The sequence below is a fragment of the Streptomyces sp. NPDC058864 genome, assembly GCF_042742985.1.
Lineage (GTDB): Bacteria > Actinomycetota > Actinomycetes > Streptomycetales > Streptomycetaceae > Actinacidiphila.
On record NZ_JBHYMQ010000015.1, the window covers coordinates 136,904 to 158,108 of the forward strand.

Below are 21,205 nucleotides of genomic sequence, written 5' to 3' on the forward strand. Positions count from 1 at the left end.
CGCGCGGACCGTGGTCCGCGCGGGCCCCGGACCGCGGGCCGGTCAGTCCCGCACCGTGACCCTGCGCTCCTCGTCCGCCGGCGTGAGGCCGTCGGAGGAGGCGACCACGATTCCGTACGACACCCTGCGCCGCAGCCCCGTGAGGGTGATCAGCAGCCCGGCGAGGGCGATCGCGCTGACCACGACCAGGCCGGGCCGGTAGCTGTCGAGCACGGCCTGCGGGGAGGCCGGGGCCCCGTCGCCGGACCCGGCGGTGATCGCCGCGGTGACGACCGCGAGGAAGATGGCGCCGCCCACCTGGAAGGAGGTGTTGAGCAGGCCGGAGACCATGCCCTGCTCCTCGTCGCGCACCCCGTTGGTGGCCTGGATGTTGAGCGACGGGAAGACCAGCGCGCACGCGGCGCCGAGCAGCAGCATGGACGGCAGGATCACCGCGGCGAAGCTCGGGGTGAGGTCGACGCGCAGGAAGAGCACGTAGCCCAGGAACAGCAGGGTGAACCCGGTGGCGATCACCCGCGGCGTTCCGAAGCGGTCCACCAGTGGACCGATACGTGTGGAGGCGATCGCCACCAGCGCGCCCGCGGGCAGGAAGGCCAGCGCGGTCTGCAGTGCCGACCAGCCCAGCAGTGACTGCATGTACTGGGTCACGAGGAACTGGAAACCCACGTAGGAGCCGAAGAAGGCGGCGCCGCCCAGGTTGGCGCGGATCTGGTGCGACGAGCGCAGGACGCCCAGCCGGATGAGGGGGTGGCTGCTGCGGTGTTCGATCACGGCGAAGGCGGCCAGCAGGACGGCGACGGCGGCGAAGGAGAGCAGGGTTCGGGCCGAGCTCCAGCCCGCTTCGGGGGCCTGTACGACGGTGAAGACCAGTAGCAGCATCGCACCGGTACCGGTGAGGGCGCCGGGCAGGTCGTAGCCGCGGCCGGAGTGCCGCTCGCGGGGGCTCGTCGGGATCAGCCGGATGCCGGCCACGAGGGCCAGGACGGCGACGGGCGCGGGCAGCAGCATCGTCCAGCGCCAGCCCACCTCGGTGAGCAGTCCGGACAGGACCAGGCCCATGGAGAAGCCGGTCGCGCCGCAGGTGGTGTAGATGCTGAGGGCACGGTTGCGGACCGGTCCCTCGGCGAAGGTCGTGGTGATGATGGACAGGCCCGCCGGGGCGGTGAACGCGGCGCTCAGGCCCTTGATGAAGCGGCTGGCGATGAGGAGTTCACCGGAGTCGACGAGTCCGCCGAGCAGGGAGGCGGCGGCGAACACGGCGAGCGCGACGAGGAAGACCCGGCGCCGGCCGAGCAGGTCGGCGGCGCGGCCGCCGAGCAGCAGCAGGCCGCCGTAACCGAGGATGTAGCCGCTGACGACCCACTGCAGCGACGAGGTGGACAGGTCGAGGTCGTCCGCGATGGACGGGAGGGCCACGCCGACCATCGAGACGTCCAGGGCGTCGAGGAAGAGCGCGGCGCAGAGCACCAGCAGGGTGCCCCACTGACGGGCGCTCCAGCGCCCGTCGGAGGCGGGGACGGCGGTGTGCGGAGAGGTCATGTCGACGAAGACTACATGCACGTGCATCAGATGCAAGCGCATTTAATGTGCGTACATCTAATGTTGATTTTCTGCTATCCTGCGGCCATGACCGGCGTGAAGAGTGAGCATGTGCTCGTGGAGCGGTGGCGTGAGGTCCTCTCCCTGCACGCGCGCACCGCGTGCGAACTCGACCGTGAGCTGAACCCGCACGGGCTAGGCGCGAGCGACTTCGAGGTGCTCGACCTGCTGGCCGAGGGCAACCCGGACGAGGGCGGATGCACCTACCGCGTCCAGGAGCTCGCGGACCGCGTGCACCTGAGCCAGAGCGCGCTCTCCCGGCTGGTCGGCCGGCTGGAGAAGGATGGCCTCGTCAGCCGCGGCATCTGCAGTGAGGACCGGCGCGGGGTGCGGGTCGCGCTGACCGATGCCGGCCGGGCGCGCCACGAGGAGGCCAAGCCCGTGCAGCGGGCCGTCCTGGAGCGGATCCTCGGCCAGGGCTGAGCGCCGCCCGGCGTCGGGTGCGCTGCCGCGCCGGATGTGCGGCGTCGCGGACGCCGGCATGTGAAGTTGTCGAGCGGTGGCCCGTGGCTCCGTCTCGCGGGAAGCGCCGGATCAGTGGATCGCGGAGGTGCGCCGCCACAGGTCGATCACGGAGCCGTCACCCGTCACCTGCAGCTTCTCGTACTCGCCCCGGTTCCAGAGGGTGAGGTAGAGCTCCTCGGCGGTGCCGCTCACCGTGCAGTCCGCCTCGCCGGGCGCGGCCCGCTCGACGACCGGAGGATCGGCCGACAGGCGCGCGAGCCAGTCGTCCCGCGCGGCGTCGGTGTCCGTCGTGCGCACCCGGAGCGTCCTGGGCGTCCCGCTGCGGACCCGGCTCCGCGGCCGTATGTGGAAACCCGCGAGCAACTCGTCGACGCCGTCGGCAGCGAACCCCGGTTCCACAGGGGACGGGGCCCGGCCCAGGGCGAGTTCCGCGTCGACCCGGTGGATCGCCGTCTCGTGGGCCTGGCGCCGCGCCCAGAAGGCGCGCGGGGAGGGGGCCTTGAGGAAGTGCCAGCACTCCAGGTCTGCGGGCGCCGCCTCGAGGGCCGAGACCAGCAGCCCGTGGCCCTCGCGGAACCAGGGGAGCAGCGAGGTGTCGTCCTCCGGGGCCTCGGCCTCGATGGGCTCCGGCTGCCGGCGTCCCTCCGCGACGTAACGGGTCGCCCAGCGGTGCACGGCCCCCTGATGGCGCACCAGTTCGCGCACGCGCCAGCCGGGGCAGGACGGCACCTCGGCGTCGAGCCCGGCCGCTTCCGCCGCGTCGGCGAGCAGCCCGCCGTCGCGTCGCAGCACCTCGGTGAACTCGGCTGTCTCCATGACGCGATTGTGGCAGCCGGCACCGACAGCCGGGCAGCATTGGCTCGGTGCGTGTGGCGATCCCGGTGGTGGGGCCCGGGCGACCAGCCCGAGCGGGCGGCCAACCACCCCGGCCACGGGCGGCGTCGGGGGGCCGCGCCGCACTCCGGACGGTGTCGTATCCGTGTGCGGGACGAACGCGCTCCCGGAGCACCGACCGGGCCGCGGTCCGGGAGCGCTCGGGGGATCGGCACGGCTCCTCCGGCTTCCGGGCGACCGGCAAGGCGCCGCCCGGGGAACCGGGATGTGACGGGTCAGACTCCGGCGGCCGCGGACGCATGCCGGGTCGTGTGCGCGACCACGGCGGCCACCGCCGTCAGTGCGGCGACCGTGGTCAGCGCGACCGGCAACCCGTAGGCGTCGGCGAGGAAGCCGATGGTGGGCGGCCCGAGCAGGAAACCCGCGTACCCCAGGGTGGAGGCGGTGGCCACACCACTGGGGCCACCGAGCGCACCGGCCCGGCCGATGGCGACGGGGAAGACGTTGGCCAGCCCGAGTCCGGTGAGTGCGAAGCCGGTCAGGACGAGCCAGACCGCGGGACCGAACGCCCCCAGCAGCATCCCGGCGCATGCCGTCAGCCCCCCCACCACCACCGCCCGGGTCGGGCCGAGGCGCAGCAGGAGGGCGGTGCCGGAGAGACGTCCGACGGTCATCGCGAGGGCGACGGCGGCGTATCCGGCGGCCGCGAGGGCCGGACCGGTGTGCAGGTCCTCCTGCAGATGGAGCGGACCCCATTCGGCGAGCGCTCCCTCGCCGTAGGCGGTGCACAGGGCGATCAGCCCGAAGACGGCCACCATCCGCCGGGCGCCGCCGGGACGCGCGGTGCCGGGCGCGCGCTGCCCGTCGACGGCCGGGACATCCGCAGGACCCGTGTGCTCCGCGGGAGGGGGGATCGCGCCCCGGAGCAGGAGCCGCGCGAGGAGCACGGTTGCCAGGAGCCCGAACAGGGCCACGCCCACGAGGTGCTGGGTCGGTGTCAGCCGCGCCGCCAGCGGTCCGCCGATACCTGCCCCGACCAGACCGCCCAGGCTGTACGCCGCGTGGAAACCGGGCATGATGGGGCGCCGCAGTGCGGCCACCAGGTCGACGGCGACGCTGTTCATCGCGACGTTCATGCCGCCGAAGCCCACGCCGAGCAGGAGCAGCACGAGACCCAGGGCGAGGGGGGAGTGGGTGAACGGCGGCAGCGCGACGCTCAGTGACAGGACGGCGCCGGTGGCGACGGTCACCTGCCGGGCCCCGAAGCGCCGGCACAGCCGCCCGCTGGGGATCATGGTGACGACCGCCCCCGCCGACACGCCGAGCAGTGCGAGACCGAGCGCCCCCGCGGAGGCGCCGACCTGCTCCTTGACGGCGGGGATCCGAACGACCCAGCCGGCGAAGACGAATCCGTCGAGGGCGAAGAACGCGGTGAGGGCGACACGAAGGCGCCGCAACGGGATCTGCGGACTTGCGCGATCTTGCCGGTCGAGTACGCTCCGTATTTTGTTTAGGCTCGGCACAAAGTGAGAATAGGACTGTGACCCAGACTCGGACAAGGTTGGAGCGGGGCCGTGGTGCGCTCGGTCCCGCGCTCGCGCTCGTGCACACGGGACGTGCGCCCACCCGCGCCGTGCTCACCGCCGAACTCGGCGTGACCCGGGCGACCGCGGGCGCCGTCGCCGCCGAGTTGGAGGCACTGCGCCTGATCCGTGTGGACACCCGGCCGGGCGGACCCGCCGGGGCGCAGGGCAGGCCCTCGCACCGGCTCGCCGTCAACCCCGAGGGCCCCGTCGTCCTCGCCGCGCAGATCCACGCCGACGGATTCCGCGCCGCCCTTGTCGGACTCGGCGGCCACATCCTCGCGTCCAAGCCGGTCGCCATGACCGTGCCCGCGGACCCCGCCCGGGTGCTGGGCGCGGTCGTCGAAGCCGGCGCGGAGTTGTTGCGCGCCGCCGGCCGGGAGTGCGCGGGCGCCGGCCTCGCCGTGCCGTCCGCCGTCGCCGAGCCGGAGGGCGCCGCGCTCAACCCCCTGCACCTCGCGTGGGCCGCGGGCGCGCCCGTACTGGACATCTTCCGCGAGCAGATCGAACGGTCCGGCATCATCGCCCCCAACGGGGCACCGCCGCCTTGCTTCGTCGGCAACGACGTCAACGTCGCAGCGCTCGCCGAACACCGGCACGGCGCCGGGCAGGGAGCCGAACACCTGCTGGTCGTCGCCACCGGACACCGCGGCGTGGGCGGTGCCCTCGTCCTGCGCGGCAAGCTCCACACCGGCAGCGCCGGACTCGCCCTCGAGGTCGGTCACCTCACCGTCAACCCCGAGGGACGCCCCTGCCATTGCGGCAGCCGCGGCTGCCTCGACGTCGAGGTGGACCCCCTCGCCTTCCTGGAGGCCGCCGGCCGGATCCCCGGCCCCGAGGGCTCGCTCCCGGACCAGTGCCGTGCCCTGCTCCGCGAGGAGTACGACGACCCCGCGGTGCGCAGCGCCGCCGACCGGCTCATCGACCACCTCGGCCAGGGACTCGCGGGACTGGTCAACGTCCTCAACCCGGACCGGATCCTGCTCGGCGGCCTGCACCGGTGGCTGCTCGACGCGGACCCCGAGCGACTGCGTGCCGTCGTCGCCGAACGCAGCCTGTGGGGACGCAGCGGCGGGGTGCCGCTGCTCGCCTGCGCCCTGGACCACAACAGCCTCGTCGGCGCCGCCGAACTGGCCTGGCAGCCCGTGCTGGACGACCCGCTCACGGCGCTCGGCGCCTAGCCGGCGAGTCGCCGACAGGCCGTCAGAAGAGCGGCTCCGGAGGCTCGGTGGCCGGTGGCAGCCCCTTGGCGGGTGGCGCCGGCAGGCCCTCCGCCGAAGCGGTCAGCGGCCACCCGGGCACCAGGCGCGTGTCGAGCAGGAGGACACCGCCGGACGGTCCGGCCGTGCGGAGGTAGACGTCACCTCCTGCCACGGCGGCGACGGTGCCGCCCAGGGCGGTACCCGGAGCGAGCCCGGTCACCGCGGCGGTCGCCCGCGGTGCGTCGGGCTCCAGGCCGAACACCGCCGCGTGGTCGACGGGCCGGTACCCGGTGGCGGTCAGGGTGTCCCGCCAGTCGGGGACCGCTGCCGCCGCCTCGTGCAACGCCCGCAGTTCGGCCTCCCGCACGGCCGCTGGAGGCAGCGCGGCACGGGCGGAACGCTTGGCGGAGGCCGGCACCCGGTCCGGGATGCCGAGCGCCGTCCCGAGGACCGACTCGGCCCGGCGCGCGGCCATCAGCGGGCCGCGGCCGAGGAACGTGAAGCAGATCGCGGCCTGTTCGAGCAGCCGCGCGCTGCCCCGCTCGGCCGCCGTGATGCCGACCTTGCCCAGACCCGGGCCGAACCAGGCCAGGTACACCGCGAAGGGCCGCGGGTCGTCCAGCCGGGTGTCCGCGGCCACGGAACGGGAGCGGTCCAGCGCCGCGCACTGCTCGCACTGGTCGCGACGCGCCCGCGCGGGGAGCTCCGAGGCACGCGGGCACGGGGTCCAGCGCCCCGCACGCCGCACGCCCGTGCACCGCCGCACCGCGCCCGGCTCCACGGCGAGCGCCAGCGGGTCGCCGAGCCGCACGGGACTGCTCCGGTCGCCGAGGCGGGGGTGCCACCAGGTCCACACCGGGCCCCCGGACACCCATCGCAGACCTGTGCATCGCCACATGATCCGCATGCTAGGCGCAGGCACCGACAGCGGCCGTACTCCCCGGGTGGTACCCGAGGTGCCGCTGTCCGTACGACGACCGGCGGTCCCGCGCGGACCAGTCTCGTGGTGTCGGGAAACACGGCATCACCAAGGAGACGCATCGCAATGGACGCCACCGCACTGACCTCGCTCGCCGACCACTGGGACGGGGGACCCGGCCCCTGGATCCTGTTCTTCCCCCTGATCTGGGCCGCCGTCATCGCGGGCGTCGCATTCGTGCTGCGCCGCACCGTGTGGCGCCGGGGCCTGGGCCGTGGCCCCTGGCACTCCCGGGCCGCGATCGGCGAGCACTCGCCGATCGCCGTGCTGGGCCGCCGCTTTGCCGCGGGCGAGATCGACGAGGACGAGTACTGGCGCCGGCTGTCCGTCCTGGACGAGCAGTTCGGCCGCTTCTCCAAGGGCGGGGAGCGATGACCGCCGCCCGCGTCGTCGACGCCGTCAAGACCTAAGGGACGGGCGACGCCCGGGTGCGCGCCCTGGACGGGGTCACGGTCGGCTTCCCCACCGGACGGTTCACCGCGATCATGGGCCCCTCCGGATCGGGGAAGTGCACCCTCATGCACTGCGCCGCCGGCCTGGACACCCTCACCTCCGGGACCGCCTGGATCGGCGACACCGAGCTGGGGACGCTCGGCGACCGGCAGTTGACCCTGCTGCGCCGGGAGCGGGTCGGCTTCGTCTTCCAGTCCTTCAACCTGCTGCCGACCCTGACCGTGGCGGAGAACATCACCCTGCCTCAGGACCTGGCCGGTGCCACGACGGACCGCGAGTGGGTGGACGCCCTGATCGACGTCGTGGACCTGGGCGACCGGCTGCGGCACCGACCGGGCGAGCTCTCCGGGGGCCAGCAGCAGCGCGTGGCCGTGGCGCGGGCGCTGGCCGGGCGGCCCGAGGTCGTCTTCGCCGACGAGCCCACCGGCAACCTGGACTCGCGGTCCGGCGAGGAGGCGCTGCGCCTGCTGGGGCGGGCCGTCCACGACATGGGCCGCACGGTGGTCATGGTCACCCACGACCCGGTCGTCGATTAAGTAGCAGAAATCGCCGCGTTAGACAGGAGTGTTCTCGTTAATTTCGGCGAAATCCATAGCTGCTAGCGGCTAAATAGGAATGCGGTCGGGTGTTGAGGGGTGGCATCGCACGGGTTGCGAGAGGTAGCTTTCCCGAGCTTGATCATGTCGAGATCCATTGACGGAGTGCCGTAATCCGCGTTGGATATGGCTCATGAACATGACACGCTTGAAGGCTGCTTTCAAGGCACTGGTTTTCGCCGTTGCCGCTGCTGGCATGACCGTAATCGGCACGTCGACGCCCGCGCAGGCCGCCACCAGCTATACGTTCGGCGCTGCCGAAGCCAAGTACTTCCTCCTTTGTGCCGGGCCCTATGGTGTGTATGCATCCAGGGTTTCCATTTCGGTCGGCGAATGTCCCTCCATGCCGCGCGCGACTTGGCATTGGGGATCAGAGTCGGGTACTTGGGGCGGTCACACGATGCGGCGCCTCGTGAATAATTACACGGGCGACTGCCTGACTACGGACACCGGTGACTTCGCCAACGTCTACATGGAACCGTGCGGCAGTCACTCGGGGCAGTTCTGGACCAGCGACAACCAAAAGCTGCAGAACCAGAACGGGAACTGGCTGTACTACGGCAACCCGGGCGACAACTGGAGCTGGGTGAATTCGGGCTCCTCGCTCACCCGTGGCACGGCCATGAGGTCGTGGTCCGTCACTCAGCTGTGACCTTCGACGCCGGAACGCGAGGTGAGGGCTGAGCGCAGCGCACCGTCAGGCGCGGTGACACGCTGAGACCCGTCCGTGCGCGATTCCCAGGCAGGCTACGGGTGCACCTCGCCGGACACGAAGGATGGACAGCAGAAGGCCCCTGCCAGCCCGACGGGGGCCTTCTCGCTTGGTCAGATGTACGCGGGCGGCACGGGCAGCGAGACGGGCTCCTCCTGTCCAGTCCACCGAACCTGCAGTGAGTCGGGCATCGGCATGCCCATCGCAGACGTGAGCAGGAAGCTGAAGCTCTGCCCGGCGTCCAGGGTGGCTGGCTCGCCGCCATAGCCAACAAGATTGCGTACCTGCTCCAAGACCACGCCCTCAGCAACGGCAGTTCCGCAGTTGCGCACGCGGAAGCGCTTCCGGTTCACGTGCTCCAGCACCAGATCCACGCGCGGCCGCGCCGCCTCCTCGGCTGCTGCTCGCTGCTCCTCGGCGAGGCGACGCTGTTCCGCGAGCGCCGCCTCATCGGCGGCTGCGGAGCGCTCGGCAGCATCAGCAGCCCTCACTGAAGCGGTTGCCGACGTTTCCGATTGCATCGGCTGACCGCTTGCTGTCTCGTTGTGCCTTAAGGCTGATCCCAAGAGCGCCCAACGCCACCACAAACCCCGCCCACGCCGAGGCATCTCCCCAATCCATGGCCTGACCATAACCGGCGCCGCCCACAGTATTTCGCCCCTCAGCGGTGTTCCGCTGCCCGCACCCGTACCGCCTGGGCACCGCACAGGGTGCAGGACTCCGACGGCCTCGTCGCCGTCGCCTTCAAGGACGGTGTGGCGCCCGACGACGGACGGACGGCCGTCCGTGAGGTCGCCCGCAGGTACGGCAACCCCGAGGTGCAGACCCGCGAGGAGTACGCCGAATCCGCCGCCTCGGGCGTGGACATCATGCTGACGCTCGTCTACGCCCTGCTCGCGCTGGCCGTCCTCATCGCGTTGCTCGGCATCGCCAACACGCTCACCCTCGCGGTGCACGAACGCACCCGCGAACTCGGCCTGCTGCGGGCGGTCGGGCAGACCAGGACCCAGTTGCGGGCCATGGTCCGCTGGGAGTCCGTCCTGGTGGCCGCCTTCGGCACGGCCGGCGGCCTGGGGCTCGGGGCGTTCCTCGGGTGGGCGCTGGTCAAGGCGTCGGACGCAGCGGGCACGAGCGCTTTCGCGGTGCCGCCCGGCCGGCTCGAGGTCGTCCTGCTGGTCGGGCTGGCCGCCGGGGTCCTGGCCGGATGGCGTCCGGCCCGGCGCGCCGCGCACCTGGACGTACTGAGGGCCATCGCCGCGGAATGACTCCGCCGACGACGGCCCGGGGGGCCACGGCCGCCGTGCCCCTCGAGGGGTGCGGCGGCCGCGCGTCAGACCAGAACCGGTTCGGCCGCGGCCGGGACCAGGCGATCGAGCACCGGGGGCCAGGCATCCGGCGTCTCGGGGAGGACCGGCAGCGTCCGCGGGGCGACCTTGCGGACGACGGCCGCCGACACCTGCTCGGTGATCGCCGTGGGCGAGACCGTGGCCTCGGCCCGGAGCGTGAACCATACGACCTTGCCGCCGTCGTTGAGGGTCTCGGTGCCCCAGCTGTCGCTCATCGACACGACCATGGCGAGGCCGCGGCCGCAGGTGGCCAGGGGCTCGAACTCACGGACCCGCGGCAGGCGCGGATCGTTGTCCGAGACGGCGACGGTGAGCCAGCCGGAGGCGAAGCTCAGCTCGACGGAACAGCGCTTGTCCGGCCGGGCGTGCCGGTGGACGTTGCCGAGCAGTTCGGTGATACCCAGCAGAGTGGGGTCGATCAGCGGGTCCAGACGCCAGTACCGCAACTGAGCGGCGACGATACGGCGTACCTGCTGGATCCGGGACGGCAGTGCCTCAAGTTCCAGAGCACACTGCCGCTTACTGCCTTCTGAGCTGATCACGGCTGCGACTCCCTCCGCGGTGGAGGGCGCGCCCCTGTGACCGGGGCATGCCCCGCCCGCATGGAATGGGAACACCTTTGCGGGATTGCTGTGAGTGACTGCTGCAGTGACTCCGTGACGCCACTCAAGGATCACCCCGATGGATGCTTACCGCAACTCCGTGAACGCGGAGAGTGCCGTTCCGTTCGCGTCAGTGGCGTGCGACCCGCTCCCGGGCGGTTCGCAGGGCGTCCAGGAAGCGGACCGCCGACGCCGCCCCCTGCTTGCGCAAGGTCAGCAGGTAGCCGGTGCCGTTGAGCCGCGCCAGGGTGCGGCGGCGCACCGCGAAACGCGGGGTCAGGGCGTGGACGTCTTCCACCGGAGCGCTGTCGATCTCCCGGCCGCGGCTGGTGAGCAGTACCAGGCGCCCGTCCTGGATCAGGACCTGCCCGCCCCGGGTCAGCGACCGCAGCCGCCGTCCGATCCGCACCCCTGTGGCGGTGAACTCCGCTTCGGCCACGGCACATCCCCTCCTTCGTCCGGTCGCAGTCTGCCCGCTCCGGGGGGCGCCGCACCAGCGTCGGCCTATGATCGGGACACAGGCGCGAACGGAAGGCGGCGCAGGTGAGCGGCAACGGGAAGGGTGACCGCGAAGACCGTACGAGGACGGCGCAGGCCATGCCCACCGTCGACGTGGACCGGACCGACCCGGACTACCGAGGATGGCTCAAAGAGGCCGTACGGAAGGTCCAGGCGGACGCCAACCGCTCCGCCGACACGCACCTGTTGCGCTTCCCGCTCCCCGACGCCTGGGGCATCGACCTCTACCTGAAGGACGAGTCGACCCACCCGACCGGCAGCCTCAAGCACCGCCTCGCCCGCTCGCTCTTCCTCTACGGGCTGTGCAACGGGTGGATCCGGCCGGGCAAGCCCGTCATCGAGGCCTCCAGCGGCTCGACCGCGGTGTCCGAGGCGTACTTCGCGGCCCTGATCGGCGTACCGTTCATCGCCGTCATCCCGCGCACCACCAGCTGGGAGAAGCAGCGGCTGATCGAGTTCCACGGCGGCCGGTGCCACCTGGTGGACGACCCGCGGACGGTCTACGAGGTCTCCGCCCGCCTCGCGGAGGAGAGCGGCGGCCACTACATGGACCAGTTCACCTACGCCGAGCGTGCCACCGACTGGCGCGGCAACAACAACATCGCCGAGTCGATCTACCAGCAGCTGCGCCTGGAGCGGAACCCCTGCCCGGCATGGATCGTGGCGACCGCCGGCACCGGCGGCACGTCGGCGACCATCGCCCGCTACGTGCACTACATGCAGTACGACACCCTGGTGTGCGTCGCGGACCCGGAGAACTCCGTGTTCTTCGACGGATGGGTCAGCGGCGACGACTCCGTGTGCTGCGAACGGGGTTCGCGCATCGAGGGCATCGGCCGCCCGAGGGTGGAGCCGAGTTTCGTGCCCGGTGCCATCGACCGGATGATGAAGGTGCCGGACGCCGCCTCCGTGGCGGCGGTACGCGCCCTGGAGGCGGCCATCGGGCGCAGGGCCGGGGGATCGACGGGGACCGGCCTGTGGAGCGCCTTCAAGATCGTCTCGGAGATGGTGGCGGCGGGCCGCACAGGCAGCGTCGTCACCTTGCTGTGCGACCCCGGAGACCGGTACCTGGACAAGTACTATTCCGATGCCTGGCTCGCCGAACAGGGCCTGGACATCGGGCCGTACGCCGTCACCATCGACGCCTTCCTGACGGCGGGCAACTGGCCGGGCTGACCCGGTCCGTCCGTTCCGTTCTGTTACGTCGTGGTCACCAGGGGTCCGCCGGAGTAGGGCCTTCCCTTCTCCGGGCGCTCTTAGCGTCCCGATATGACGATCTCTCAAGTGGCGCCTCCGGTGGTCGCGCCGCCGCCCCCCGCGCCCGGTGCGTCCGCACCGCCGGCGCCCCGGGCGCCGGCGCCGCCTGTCCGTGTGCGGCGCCGGCGCATGCCGCCGCCGGCGCGGCTGGTCGTCCAGGCGACCGCCGCACTCGTCGCCGTCCTCGCCCTCTGCCTCGCCGTGGTGGTCGGGGCCGTCACCGTCCGGTCGGACGCCGAGCAGCTGCGCGACACGTCCGCGCAGCGTGCCGCCGTCGCCGCCGAACTCCGCTTCGCCCTCGCCGACCTGGACGCCCAGCGCGCCAACCAGCTGGTACCCGGCCACGCGGTCGACGACCCCGGGGTTTCGGTCGGCAACCGGCTGCTCGCGCTCATCACCGCGCAGCAGCGCCGCGCCCAGGTCAGCGACCTCCTGCGGCAACTGGGCGGCGACGAGGCCCACGCCGCGCAGGTGGGCGGCATCCTCGACCTCCTGGGACGTTATGACGACGTCAGCGGTCGCGCCGCCTTCGTTGACGAGCAGCACCACGAACGGGCCGCGGGCCATCCGCCGGCGGTCGCCGTCGCCTTCTCCGCCGAGGCGGGCGACATCATGCACGGCCACCTGCTGCCCGAGGTCGCGACCCTGGCGAGCGCCTACGACGCGCAGGCCACCGCGGCCTCGCGCACCGCGCAGGACGCCGCCGTGGGCTCGGCCGTGGCCGTCGGCGTCCTCGGTCTGGTCGCCGTCGCCGTACTCCTGTGGTGGCAGCGAGATCTGACGCGCCGTTACCGTCGCCTCGTCAACCCGGCGCTGGCCGCTGCCACGGCCGCCGCGCTCGGCGTCACCCTGGCCGCGGTGGTGGCCTTCACCGGCGCCGCCGCCGACCTCGACGCGGGTACCCGGGACGGACTGCGCCCCTGGTCCCGGCTCGCGCAGGCGCGCGCTATCGCCGCGGATGCCGCGGCCACCCAGAGCCGCTGGTTGGTCAACGGCGCCGAATCGCAGCAGCGCGCCGAACTCGACGAGCTCAACCGGCGGCTGGACGGGCTGCTCTCACCCGGGGGCTGGGCCGCGGCGGACGAGCGTCCCGCGTACGCCGACGTCAACGAGCGCTACGGACACTTCCGCGAGGACGACCGCAAGCTCGTCGGGCTGATGGCCGCCGGGCGGATCGACGAGGCGGCCGTGGTGCTCACGGACGTCGGGCGCGGAGAGGTGGGGTTCGACTTCTGGGACTTCGCGACCACCCTGGAGGTCCTCGCCCGGGACCAGCAGGCCGACTTCGCCTCCCGTACGGACGCCGCGCACTCCGGGCTCGACGGCTGGCCCGTCGTTCCCGCGGGTGTCCTCGGCGTCGCCGCGGCCCTTGTCGTGGTGGGTGTGCGGCCGCGGCTCGCGGAGTACCGGTGAGGTGACCGCGGGCCCGACGGGCTTGTAGGGAACCTGTGTTCGGATATAGAAAGATCTGTCAGCCCGATCTTGCGAAAGAGCCTCCGGTGACCACGACCCCGCCGTCCCCCGACGACGTCCCCTCCGTGCCCGACGACGTCTGGGACCGGTTCGTCCAGGACAGCGAGGCGGAGATCCGCGCGTCGGCGCCCAAGGAACCCTCCGCGCGGGCCCGGATGGTCACGGAGCGGTTGCGGCAGCAGGACGCGGAGGCGGCCCGCCGCGCCAAGCGCAAGGGACGTGGCAATCCGCCGCCCGCCCGGCCCGAGGGATGGCGCACCGGCCCCGCCCTCTACGAGACCGAGGAACGCGGGCACCGGCGGCGCCGGTGGCTCGGGCTGGTCGGCGTCCTCGTCGCGGTCGGGGTGCTGCTGTTCGCCCTGAACCCGGGATGGGCGCTGGACGCGCTGCGTGACAGCGGCAGCGGAGGCAGCGCGGACCCGGACCCCTCGCCGCTCCCCGTGGAGACAGCGAAACCGACGGGCGCCCCGTCGCAGGAGGCGTTCCCCGACATGCCCACGATCGAGGACCCGTTCGCCGGCTCTCCGGCGAAGCGGTACGCCGACGGGGCCGAGGGGATCGTCCCGCCGAAGGCGCGGCCGGCCGGCTGGATGACGTCCGCGCAGGTGACGGCGGCCCTGAAGAACGTCAAGGCGTACCTGGTGGACACCAACCTCGACACCGCGACGCTGCGGGGCGGACGGCCGGACGCCGCCCTGGGGATGCTCGACCCGGGCCAGCGCGAGCTGCTTACCCGGTTCGAGACGGCCTTCCGCAAGCCGACCGAGAAGAACGACCCGCTCCGGCTCGCGGTGCGCTTCAATCCCTCCGAAGTCGCCCTGGCCGGTGACGTGGTCAAGACCCGCGGCCGGATGACCTTCGCGAAGGGCAAGGACCGTGCCGTCGTCGTCCACGCCGACTACACCTTCGTGTACCCCGTGGTGAAGGCGGAGCCGGGATCCACCGAGGTCGCCCGGACGATCGTCCGGCGCATCCTGGACGTGGAGTTCCCGGACCCGTCCCGCTACCGGGTGACCGCGGGCAGGTTCGCGATCTCCCGCTACGACGACGACATCGCCAATTCGGCCTGCTTCGTCCACGACGGCTGGCTCCACCCGCGGTTCGCCTCCGACGCCTCGTCGGGCGACGACGCCGACCGGTCGGGACCCACCGTGGACCCCTACGACCGCAGCAGGGACCTCGAGGCCGAACGGACCGAACGGACCGAACGGACAGGGTCCGAGGGCTGCGGCACCGTCTCCCGTACCTGAGGGCCCGGGCCCCGCTCAGGAGGCCAGCCGGCGGTCGAGCGAACGGACCGCGGAACGGAACGACAGGCCCAGGCCCGGGCGGGACAGCAGCAGGAAGGTGCGCAGGGCCGGCGGGCCGTCGGCGGCGAAGGTCCAGCGCACGTGGGTGCCGCCGGCCGGGGTGGGGGAGAGCGCCCATTCCTCCAGCAGGGCGCGCAGGCCCGGAGCGTTGGTGGCGTCGGCACGGTAGGCGAAGCGGCGCGGAGGCTCGTCGGCGAGGACCGTCTCCTCGAAGCGCACTCCTCCGCGCAGCCCGATCGCGCGTCCCGTGGCGGTCGGCACGGCGGCCGTGACGGCGTCGAACCAGGCCGTCCATCCCCCGGTGTCCTTGGCGAGGGCGGTGTGGACGGCGTCCGGCGGCGCCGCGGCGTCGGCGGCGAAGACGAGACGGAGCGGTGCCGAGGCGAGGAAGCCCAGGTCCACCTGGCGTGTGGGGCGCAGTCGGCGCGTCATGCGCCGTACGGTAGTTGATGCGCCGTCAGTTGTCTGCGGACTCCCCGCCGGGAGCGGCGCCGGGCCCGGTGTCCCCCGGCTCGCCCGCGACGACGAGGTCCGACAGGTGCTCCGCGATCTCCGCCCGCAGCACTTCGGGGATGCCCGCGTCGGTGACGAGGGTGTCCACGTCCTCCAGCGTGGCGAAGGAGCTCAGTCCCACGGTTCCCCACTTGGTGTGGTCGGCGATGACGACCACCCGGCGGGCGGAGCGCACGAAGCGCCGGTTGGTCTCCGCCTCGGCGAGGTTGGGAGTGGACAGGCCCGCCTCGACGGAGATCCCGTGGACGCCGAGGAAGAGCAGGTCGAAGTGGAGCGAGCCGATCGCCCGGTCCGCGACCGGGCCGACGAGGGAGTCCGAGGGGGTGCGCACCCCGCCGGTGAGGACGACGGTCGCGGAGCCCTCGCGGCCGGTCGCGGACCGGGCCGCGGAGTGGAAGACGTCGGCGACCCGCACGGAGTTGGTGACCACGGTGAGGTCGGGCACGTCGAGCAGGTGGTGGGCGAGGGCGTACGTCGTCGTGCCACCGGTGAGCGCGATGGCGCTGCCGGGGGTGACCAGGCGCGCGGCGGCTCGGGCGATGGCCTCCTTGGCCCCGGGCTCGAGGCCCGCCTTCGCCTCGAAGCCCGGCTCGTGGCTGCTGGCCGGGGCGACCGGCACCGCGCCGCCGTGGACCTTCTCGACCACGCCCTGACGGGCGAGCGCGTCGAGGTCGCGGCGGACGGTCATGTCCGAGACGTTCAGCTTCCGGGTCAGCTCGTTGACCCGGACCCCGCCGCGCCGCCGGACCTCGTCCAGGATCAGCGCACGCCGCTGTTCCGCGAGCAGGTTCTGGTTGTCGCTCACCCGAGGTCCGTCCCATCCTCTGATGTGATCCCGATGCTGCCCGGACCGGCAGTCTCGCCATCCTTCCACGACCTCCCCCGCCGGACAGCGGACGAGAGGCGCGAGGTGACCGGTCCCACACGCACCGCGCGTGACACGTTCGGGTGGCATTCCCGAACACCTCTGTCCAGTACTGGTACGTGTGCCCGATTCTGAATACGCGCGATGCCGTACGCGCGCCACGGGGAAAGTACGGGAGGCGATCGCGATGCGGTCGGACACGGTACGGACGGAGCTGTCGCTGGAGCTGCTGGTCCACGGCGTCGGCGGGACGACCCCGCAGACGATGCTCAACGACCCGCGCATCACGCGCGTCTGCGGTGACGACACCGCCGGGATCTACCGGCGTGCCGACGACGCCGACGCGGAGCGCCGTCCGCAGGAGTACGGCGAGGGCCCGGTGCCCGACGCCTATTCATGGTGCAATCTGACGTCCGGGGACGGCAGTCGCGCGTTGTGGCTGCTCCTGCTGCCCTTCATGGTGGCCAACCTGGCCCACTGGATGAGACCGCCGGTCTCCCGGCCCGGCATGGACCGGGCGTACGACGTGCTGGTGCGGCTGCTGGCCCTGTCGCTGACGGTCCTGCTGGTGGCCGCGGCCTGCGAGGTGGCGATGGACCTCGTGGCCTGGCAGTGCGCCGGCAACGCGGCCTGTGCCGGCGGGAAGACGTGGCTCTCCTTCCTCGCCGCCGGAGAGCCGGGGCGCCGCATCGCCGCCGGGGCCGCGCTGCCCGCCGGGCTGACCTTGCTGCTGTGGTGGCTCTCCCGGCACACCTGGTACGCCTACGAGTCCCAGCGGCCGCTGCCCGGTCCGCATCCGGAAGAGCAGGAAGGGCCGGACGTCACCCCGCTGGCCCGGCGCGGCTTCTGGTACGGGCGCCGGCTGGTCGCCCGGCTCCGCGCGGCGCATACGGCGGCCGGGCTGCTCACGGTCGCGGTCGCGCTGGTCGTCCCGCCGCTGGAACGGGACATGGACGCCGACGGGATGCGGATACTCGCTGCCGCCGGCTGGCTGCTGACGGGTGTCCTGGCCGGGTTGACGGCCGCGGTGGTCGCCGTGACCTGCGGTATGGGACGCAGCGAGCACGCGCCGGACGAGGCTCTGGATCCAGGCCTGGCCCGGGCGATGCTCGGCGGGACGGCCGCCGCGCTGCTCGCCGCCGCCGGTTACGCGTGCTGGCACCGGCCGGGATGGAGCGCCGGCGGTCGGCTGCCGGCCGGTGAGGCCTTCGGCTGGCTCGCGCTGGCGCAGGGGCTGTTGCTCGTGGCGCTCGCGTCCGTCGCCCATCTGATGCACCGCTCCGGCGGCGGCCGGGCGGAGCTGCGCGGTCTGGGCGGACCGGCGGTGGCCCTGCTCGCGTGCTCCCTCGGCGGGGTGCTCACCGGAGGCATCGCCCAGCGGGTCGCGGACTGGCTGGACCGCGGAGCCACACCGGGCAGCGGGGGCAGCGCCGTCGCGGGTCCGCCCGTGCTGCTGTCCTGGCAGGCCTCGGCGATCCCGGTGCTGTTGCTGGTACTGGCCGTGGTGGTCCTCGTGCGCGGCAGGAGGCTGCTGCGCCGGACCCGGGCGCTGTTGCCGAAGGTGGAGTCGGACTATCCGGGGGAGGAGCACGACCCCGCGCGCAGCCGCCAGATCGCCATGGCTCGGGCCAGGGCCGAACTCACCGACCAGGCCGCCGTGTTCATCGGGGTCATCGGGGTCGTGGCCTTCCTGCTGGGAGCGGGGGCACTCGTCGGGGCCTGGGTGAGCGGCGCCGTCCCCGGCCGGGCCGGGGCCGATGCGCCCGGGTGGCTGCGCACAGTTGCCGAGACCGCCCAGGGCCTCGGGTCCTGGCTGGTCGGCGCCGGGGTGGTCGCCCTGATCGCGCTCGGCCGCAGGGCCTACCGCGACGCCGGGGCGCGCCGCACCGTGGGCATCCTCTGGGACGTCGGCACCTTCTGGCCGCGCGCCGCGCACCCCTTCGCCCCACCCTGCTACGCCGAGCGTGCGGTGCCCGACCTCACCTGGCGCATGACCACCTGGACCCGGGTGCACCGCGGCCGGATCATCCTCTCCGGGCACTCCCAGGGGAGCGTCCTTGCCGCGGCCGCGGTCTGGCAGCTCGATCCGGCGACCCGGGCGCGGATCGCGCTGCTCACCTACGGTTCGCCACTGGGCCGGCTGTACGGACGCTGGTTCCCGGCCTACTTCGGGCCCCCCGCCCTGACCTCGCTCCACGGCGAGCTGCACGCCTGGCGCAATCTGTGGCGCCGTACGGATCCGATCGGCGGTCCGGTCCACCTCGACGAGCCCGGGCCACCGGTCGACCGTGCGCCGCTGCCCGATCCGGCGGCGTACGGAAGGACGGAGGAGCACCCGCTGCCCGCGCCCCTGCTGACCCACTTCGACTATCAGGCCGACCCGGCCTTCGCCGCCGAGCGCGCCGCGCTGCTCGGCTGGTTGCACCGGAGCACGGAGCCGGCGCTGCCCGTACAGGGTCAGGGCAGCGGGGGGAGGTCCTCGGGGTAGAGCAGCTGCAGTTCCTCGTGGCTGGGTTCGCTGATCCGGGCGAGCCGGCCCGCGTGGCGCTCGACCATGGCCTCGAAGGTCTGCCGCGCGGTACGGCCGTTGCCGAAGGCAGGGCCCTTGGGGATCGCGGTGAAGTACTTGTAGAGCGCCTCGCCGGTGTCCTCGGAGAGCTGGTACTCGTGCTCCTCGGCCTGGGCCTGCACGATCCGCAGCAGTTCGACCGGGGTGTAGTCGTCGAAGGTGATGGTCCTCGAGAAGCGGGAGGCGACACCTGGGTTGGCGGACAGGAAGTGCTCCATCTCCGCCGTGTAGCCCGCGACGATCACCACGACGGCCTCGCGGTGGTCCTCCATCAGCTTCACCAGGGTGTCGATCGCCTCCCGACCGAAGTCCCGGCCCGAGTCCTCGGGGGCGAGCGCGTACGCCTCGTCGATGAAGAGCACGCCGCCGCGGGCGCGCTCGAAGGCTTCCTGGGTGCGGATGGCGGTCGAGCCGATGTGCTCGCCCACCAGGTCGACGCGGGCCACCTCCACCAGGTGTCCGCGCTCCAGCACGCCCAGGGTGGCCAGGATCTCGCCGTAGAGCCGGGCGACGGTCGTCTTGCCCGTGCCGGGGGAGCCGGTGAAGACCAGGTGGCGGCGCGGGGAGGGGGCCTTGAGGCCGGCCTCCCGGCGTCTGCGGCCCACCGCGATCAGGTCGATCAGGGAGCGCACCTCGCGCTTGACGTTCTCCAGGCCCACCAGAGCGTCGAGTTCGGCGAGCACCTCGTCCGAAGGGCGGGTGTCCCCGGCCGGGGCCGGTGCGGGCACGGCGACCGGTTCGGCGGCGCCGGTCGGCGTCACGGGCAGTCCGCCGAGCAGCCCGAACGACGCGGCCGCGGGCTGCCGTTCGGCGGAAGCGATCACGCCCGACGACTCCGGCACCGTGCGGCGCTCACCGCTGTGGTCACCGGTGCAGTCCTCCGTCACCGGGCCCGGCTCGGCGAACTCGTAACCGCCGCGGGCACAGCGCTCCGTGCGGCAGCGGGTGAGCGTGGAGCGGCAGCCGTCGATGATGTGGAAGCCGTAGCCCCGGCTTCCCGTGACGCGGCAGCCGGTGAAGCTTCCGCGGCCGCCCGCGGAGACGTAGAACCCGGCCTCGCCCGGGTTGGTGACGACGCAGCGATCCAGCGTGGGGTCGGCGCCCTTGGTGACGATGACGCCGGTCGCCGTGTCGTCGATGGTGCAGGCGGACAGCGTGCCGCCGCTGCCGTGGTCGCGGAACCAGGCGCCGGTGGACGCCTCGCGGATGCGGCAGTCGTCGAGTTGCACGGTGGCGCCGTCGCTGACCGAGACGGCGGTGTTGCGGACCTGGGAGATGTCGCTGTCGACGACGTCGGCGCGCGAGCCCCGGTCGAGCACGAACAGGGCGTCGGGCACGTCGTGCACGCGGCAGGAGTCGAGGACGGCGGCCGCCCCGTCGCTGACCCACACCGCCGGGTAGTCGCCCTGGCTGTCGTGGATCTCGCACTGGTTGGCGTCCACCCGGGTACCCGGGTCCCACACCGACAGGCCGTTGCGGCCGAAGCGCCGCACCGTGGTGCGGGTGAGGGTGAGCACCGAACGGGAGCGCAGGTCGACGGCGTTCTCGGGGATGTCGTGGATGTCGCAGTCGGAGAGGGTCAGGACCGCGTCGGTGTCCAGGGTGATGCCGTCGCCGGTGGTGCGGTGCACCTGGCACTCGGTGAGGTGGCCGGCGGCGCGCGAGGCGACCTGTACGCCGGTGCCCTTGACCTCGTACACCTCGCAGCCCACGGCCTCGGCCACGGTGCCCTCGCCGGTGAGGGCGAGTCCCGCGCCGGAGGCGTTGTGGACCCGGCAGCGTTCCAGTCGCGGGGAGGCCCCGCCGCGCACCGAGATGCCGGTCTGGCCGGCGGCCACCACCTCGCAGTCCTCGAACAGGCCGCCCGCCGCCTCCAAAACGCTGATCCCGAGCCCGGCCGGGTTGTCGACTGTGCAGCGGCGCACGGTCGGCCGCGCCCCGTCACGGACCTCTATGCCCACCGCGGAACGGGTGCTGACCCGCAGTCCGGTCAGCTCGGGCGCGGCACCCTCGACGAGCAGGGCGGCGGCGGAGGTGTCCTGGCCCTCGACGGAGAGGTCCTGGACCGTGGCCGCGGCCCGTACGGTGAGCGCGACACCGGCCGGCGGGGCGATCCGCACGGAGCCCGGCCCGTCGGCCGCGCGGAGCGTTATGGCCTTCTCCAGGACGAGGTTCTCCCGGTAGGTCCCGGGGTTGACCGAGAGTACGTCGCCCTCGGCGGCCGCCTCCAGGGCCGCGGCGAGGCTCTCGTACTCTCCCGTGCGGCGGCGCCACCGCGAGCTGCTGGTGTGCGTCACCTGAACCACGCCTTGTGCCATGGAGATGCTC

Annotated in this window: 18 protein-coding genes and 2 pseudogenes; 10 read left to right on the top strand and 10 right to left on the bottom strand. The window is 72.9% G+C overall.

Going from position 1 to position 21,205, the window contains the following annotated elements; translation table 11 throughout:
* Positions 1-42: 42 nt before the first annotated feature.
* Entirely contained in the window at positions 43-1,539 is a 1,497-nt protein-coding gene (locus ACFW3D_RS14780) for an MFS transporter (RefSeq protein WP_500504540.1), read from the bottom strand.
* 87 nt (positions 1,540-1,626) lie between these two features.
* Between ACFW3D_RS14780 and ACFW3D_RS14785 the strand changes: the two genes are divergently transcribed.
* A complete protein-coding gene (locus tag ACFW3D_RS14785) occupies positions 1,627-2,022 on the top strand; it encodes a MarR family winged helix-turn-helix transcriptional regulator (protein ID WP_500504510.1) in 396 nt (131 codons plus the stop codon).
* Positions 2,023-2,133: 111 nt separating this feature from the next.
* Here the strand turns inward: ACFW3D_RS14785 and ACFW3D_RS14790 are convergent, their stop codons facing one another.
* Together ACFW3D_RS14790 and ACFW3D_RS14795 are read right to left on the bottom strand one after the other, a co-directional pair.
* Positions 2,134-2,880, bottom strand: coding sequence for a maleylpyruvate isomerase family mycothiol-dependent enzyme (locus ACFW3D_RS14790; protein ID WP_500504511.1), 747 nt, complete (start codon positions 2,878-2,880; stop codon positions 2,134-2,136).
* 293 nt (positions 2,881-3,173) lie between these two features.
* Positions 3,174-4,421 carry an MFS transporter gene (locus ACFW3D_RS14795; protein ID WP_500504512.1) on the bottom strand — a complete coding sequence of 416 codons (1,248 nt, stop codon included), beginning with the start codon at positions 4,419-4,421 and terminating at the stop codon, positions 3,174-3,176.
* A gap of 17 nt (positions 4,422-4,438) precedes the next feature.
* Here ACFW3D_RS14795 and ACFW3D_RS14800 point away from each other — a divergent pair, with 17 nt between their 5' ends.
* Entirely contained in the window at positions 4,439-5,662 is a 1,224-nt protein-coding gene (locus ACFW3D_RS14800; protein WP_500504513.1) for an ROK family protein, read from the top strand.
* Positions 5,663-5,684: 22 nt separating this feature from the next.
* Here ACFW3D_RS14800 and ACFW3D_RS14805 read toward each other — a convergent pair whose 3' ends face one another.
* On the bottom strand, positions 5,685-6,581 hold the full coding sequence (locus ACFW3D_RS14805; protein WP_500504514.1) for a DUF2797 domain-containing protein: 897 nt from the start codon (positions 6,579-6,581) through the stop codon (positions 5,685-5,687).
* Between the two features lie 147 nt (positions 6,582-6,728).
* Here ACFW3D_RS14805 and ACFW3D_RS14810 point away from each other — a divergent pair, with 147 nt between their 5' ends.
* From ACFW3D_RS14810 to ACFW3D_RS14820, 3 genes and pseudogenes are all read left to right on the top strand, one after another.
* The gene (locus ACFW3D_RS14810; RefSeq protein WP_500504515.1) at positions 6,729-7,037 is read left to right on the top strand and encodes an SHOCT domain-containing protein; all 309 of its coding nucleotides are present in this window, start codon (positions 6,729-6,731) and stop codon (positions 7,035-7,037) included.
* Positions 7,034-7,642 (top strand): annotated as a pseudogene (locus tag ACFW3D_RS14815) (ABC transporter ATP-binding protein); the annotation flags it as partial. The gene ACFW3D_RS14810 and the pseudogene ACFW3D_RS14815, both read left to right, overlap by 4 nt.
* Before the next feature lie 202 nt (positions 7,643-7,844).
* Positions 7,845-8,363, top strand: coding sequence for a hypothetical protein (locus ACFW3D_RS14820; protein WP_500504516.1), 519 nt, complete (start codon positions 7,845-7,847; stop codon positions 8,361-8,363).
* A gap of 173 nt (positions 8,364-8,536) precedes the next feature.
* On the opposite strand, the gene ACFW3D_RS14825 is transcribed toward ACFW3D_RS14820, so the two are convergent.
* The gene (locus ACFW3D_RS14825) at positions 8,537-8,944 is read right to left on the bottom strand and encodes a hypothetical protein (protein ID WP_500504517.1); all 408 of its coding nucleotides are present in this window, start codon (positions 8,942-8,944) and stop codon (positions 8,537-8,539) included.
* Positions 8,945-9,106: 162 nt separating this feature from the next.
* Here ACFW3D_RS14825 and ACFW3D_RS14830 point away from each other — a divergent pair.
* Positions 9,107-9,688, top strand: a pseudogene (locus tag ACFW3D_RS14830) (ABC transporter permease); the annotation flags it as partial.
* A 65-nt stretch (positions 9,689-9,753) separates the two neighbouring features.
* Here the strand turns inward: ACFW3D_RS14830 and ACFW3D_RS14835 are convergent.
* Positions 9,754-10,311: an ATP-binding protein gene (locus ACFW3D_RS14835; RefSeq protein WP_500504518.1), complete on the bottom strand. Its 558-nt coding sequence runs from the start codon at positions 10,309-10,311 to the stop codon at positions 9,754-9,756.
* Between the two features lie 190 nt (positions 10,312-10,501).
* Positions 10,502-10,810, bottom strand: coding sequence for a hypothetical protein (locus ACFW3D_RS14840; protein ID WP_500504519.1), 309 nt, complete (start codon positions 10,808-10,810; stop codon positions 10,502-10,504).
* A gap of 158 nt (positions 10,811-10,968) precedes the next feature.
* Here ACFW3D_RS14840 and ACFW3D_RS14845 point away from each other — a divergent pair, with 158 nt between their 5' ends.
* The 3 genes from ACFW3D_RS14845 to ACFW3D_RS14855 all read left to right on the top strand — a co-directional run bounded on the left by ACFW3D_RS14845 (position 10,969) and on the right by ACFW3D_RS14855 (position 14,870).
* On the top strand, positions 10,969-12,066 hold the full coding sequence (locus ACFW3D_RS14845) for a PLP-dependent cysteine synthase family protein (RefSeq protein WP_500504520.1): 1,098 nt from the start codon (positions 10,969-10,971) through the stop codon (positions 12,064-12,066).
* Positions 12,067-12,276: 210 nt separating this feature from the next.
* Positions 12,277-13,560 (top strand): GlnX family signal transduction membrane protein, encoded by a 1,284-nt coding sequence (locus tag ACFW3D_RS14850; RefSeq protein ID WP_500504521.1) that lies wholly within the window; start codon positions 12,277-12,279, stop codon positions 13,558-13,560.
* A gap of 86 nt (positions 13,561-13,646) precedes the next feature.
* Entirely contained in the window at positions 13,647-14,870 is a 1,224-nt protein-coding gene (locus ACFW3D_RS14855) for a hypothetical protein (RefSeq protein ID WP_500504522.1), read from the top strand.
* Between the two features lie 15 nt (positions 14,871-14,885).
* Here the strand turns inward: ACFW3D_RS14855 and ACFW3D_RS14860 are convergent, their stop codons facing one another.
* A complete protein-coding gene (locus ACFW3D_RS14860) occupies positions 14,886-15,362 on the bottom strand; it encodes an SRPBCC family protein (protein ID WP_500504523.1) in 477 nt (158 codons plus the stop codon).
* Positions 15,363-15,387: 25 nt separating this feature from the next.
* Positions 15,388-16,248 (bottom strand): DeoR/GlpR family DNA-binding transcription regulator, encoded by an 861-nt coding sequence (locus ACFW3D_RS14865; protein WP_500504524.1) that lies wholly within the window; start codon positions 16,246-16,248, stop codon positions 15,388-15,390.
* 247 nt (positions 16,249-16,495) lie between these two features.
* On the opposite strand from ACFW3D_RS14865, the gene ACFW3D_RS14870 reads away from it, so the two are divergent.
* Entirely contained in the window at positions 16,496-18,796 is a 2,301-nt protein-coding gene (locus ACFW3D_RS14870) for a hypothetical protein (RefSeq protein ID WP_500504525.1), read from the top strand.
* Here ACFW3D_RS14870 and ACFW3D_RS14875 read toward each other — a convergent pair.
* A complete protein-coding gene (locus tag ACFW3D_RS14875) occupies positions 18,766-21,195 on the bottom strand; it encodes a right-handed parallel beta-helix repeat-containing protein (RefSeq protein WP_500504526.1) in 2,430 nt (809 codons plus the stop codon). The genes ACFW3D_RS14870 and ACFW3D_RS14875 overlap by 31 nt on opposite strands.
* Positions 21,196-21,205: the final 10 nt, after the last annotated feature.

Excerpts from the sequence above, each read along its gene's own strand:
- ACFW3D_RS14875 (WP_500504526.1), bottom strand. The coding sequence starts at position 21,195 with ATGGCACAAGGCGTGGTTCAGGTGACGCACACCAGCAGCTCGCGGTGG.
- ACFW3D_RS14820 (WP_500504516.1), top strand. The coding sequence starts at position 7,845 with ATGAACATGACACGCTTGAAGGCTGCTTTCAAGGCACTGGTTTTCGCC.
- ACFW3D_RS14810 (WP_500504515.1), top strand. The coding sequence starts at position 6,729 with ATGGACGCCACCGCACTGACCTCGCTCGCCGACCACTGGGACGGGGGA.
- ACFW3D_RS14845 (WP_500504520.1), top strand. The coding sequence starts at position 10,969 with ATGCCCACCGTCGACGTGGACCGGACCGACCCGGACTACCGAGGATGG.
- ACFW3D_RS14825 (WP_500504517.1), bottom strand. The coding sequence starts at position 8,944 with ATGCAATCGGAAACGTCGGCAACCGCTTCAGTGAGGGCTGCTGATGCT.
- ACFW3D_RS14850 (WP_500504521.1), top strand. The coding sequence starts at position 12,277 with ATGCCGCCGCCGGCGCGGCTGGTCGTCCAGGCGACCGCCGCACTCGTC.
- ACFW3D_RS14860 (WP_500504523.1), bottom strand. The coding sequence starts at position 15,362 with ATGACGCGCCGACTGCGCCCCACACGCCAGGTGGACCTGGGCTTCCTC.
- ACFW3D_RS14785 (WP_500504510.1), top strand. The coding sequence starts at position 1,627 with ATGACCGGCGTGAAGAGTGAGCATGTGCTCGTGGAGCGGTGGCGTGAG.
- ACFW3D_RS14805 (WP_500504514.1), bottom strand. The coding sequence starts at position 6,581 with ATGTGGCGATGCACAGGTCTGCGATGGGTGTCCGGGGGCCCGGTGTGG.
- ACFW3D_RS14780 (WP_500504540.1), bottom strand. The coding sequence starts at position 1,539 with ATGACCTCTCCGCACACCGCCGTCCCCGCCTCCGACGGGCGCTGGAGC.
- ACFW3D_RS14790 (WP_500504511.1), bottom strand. The coding sequence starts at position 2,880 with ATGGAGACAGCCGAGTTCACCGAGGTGCTGCGACGCGACGGCGGGCTG.
- ACFW3D_RS14870 (WP_500504525.1), top strand. The coding sequence starts at position 16,496 with ATGCGGTCGGACACGGTACGGACGGAGCTGTCGCTGGAGCTGCTGGTC.